This is a genomic window from Dietzia sp. DQ11-71 (assembly GCF_014144995.1).
Taxonomy (GTDB): Bacteria; Actinomycetota; Actinomycetes; order Mycobacteriales; family Mycobacteriaceae; genus Dietzia; species Dietzia kunjamensis.
On record NZ_JAALDT010000255.1, the window covers coordinates 1 to 1,099 of the forward strand.

The 1,099-nt window shown below is 72.5% G+C and carries 2 protein-coding genes; one reads left to right on the forward strand and one right to left on the reverse strand.

Going from position 1 to position 1,099, the window contains the following annotated elements:
* Positions 1-58: 58 nt before the first annotated feature.
* The gene (gene upp / locus G6023_RS09665; protein WP_069388394.1) at positions 59-682 is read right to left on the reverse strand and encodes a uracil phosphoribosyltransferase; all 624 of its coding nucleotides are present in this window, start codon (positions 680-682) and stop codon (positions 59-61) included.
* 112 nt (positions 683-794) lie between these two features.
* On the opposite strand from upp, the gene G6023_RS09670 reads away from it, so the two are divergent.
* Positions 795-1,099: type VII secretion target (locus G6023_RS09670; RefSeq protein ID WP_182635199.1), on the forward strand; the 305-nt coding region annotated here is incomplete at its 3' end.

Here is a 1,099-nt window from a genome sequence, read left to right on the forward strand (position 1 = left end):
CAGGCGCGGTGGGCGGCTAGCGCTCAGCGCTTGCCGGTGGGCGGTTGGCGGTTGCCGGTTAGCGGGGGCCGAAGAGGCGGTCGCCCGCGTCGCCGAGGCCGGGGACGATGAAGGCGTTCTCGTCGAGGCGCTCGTCGATCGTCGCGGTGACCAGGGTCGCGGCCAGCCCGGAGGCGCGCACCGCCTCGATCCCCTCCGGCGCACACAGGACGCACACCACGGTGACCCCGGTCGCGCCGCGCGCCGCGAGCGTCTCCAGCGTCGACACCAGCGATCCGCCCGTCGCGAGCATCGGGTCCAGGACCACGACGTGACGTCCGGCCAGGTCCTCGGGCAGCGAGCACAGGTACGACACCGGCTGGTGGCTCTCCTCGTCGCGCGCGAGGCCGATGAACCCGACCTGCGCGCCCGGCATCAGACGAGTGGCCGGATCCAACAGGCCCAGGCCCGCCCGCAGCACCGGCACCACGAGCGGCACGCCGTCCACCGCGACCGCGGTCGTGTCCGTGATCGGGGTGCTCACGGTGACCTCGGTGGTCGGTACCGACCGGAAGGCCTCGTAGCAGAGCATGGTGCCGAGGGCGTCCATCGCGGCGCGGAACCCGGCCGTGTCGGTGGCGGAGTCGCGCAGCGTACGGAGCCGGTCCCCGACCAGCGGGTGATCCACGACGGTGATGTCCATGCCCGTCAGGATTCCATACGGAGGAAATCCCGGACCGGCTGGAACCGGATCGTCTTCTCGACGCGTCGAACCCTGTGACGGGACGAGAGAGAACGACGAGGGGACGCAGGACATGACGGACGGGGCGATCGACGTCCATGTCGACGGTTTACGCGAACTGGGAACGGGGCTGACCACCCTGGCCGACACGCTGGGGGGTGCGCTCGAGGCGGTGGACGGGCTGCCGATCGAGGCGGTGACGCCCGTGGTCGGGCCCGTGGGCGCCGACTTCATGTCCGCGCTCATGGCGGCGACCGCGCGGCACCGCGAGGTGTTGGCCGGGCTCACGCGGGTCACCGACGCCGCCGGGGAGCTCGTGTTGGAGACGGCCAGGCTCTTCGACGAGTCCGACGCCGCCGGCGCTGCGGCGATCGGCGC

Coding starts and splice junctions, on each gene's coding strand:
- upp (WP_069388394.1), bottom strand. CDS start 682: ATGGACATCACCGTCGTGGATCACCCGCTGGTCGGGGACCGGCTCCGT.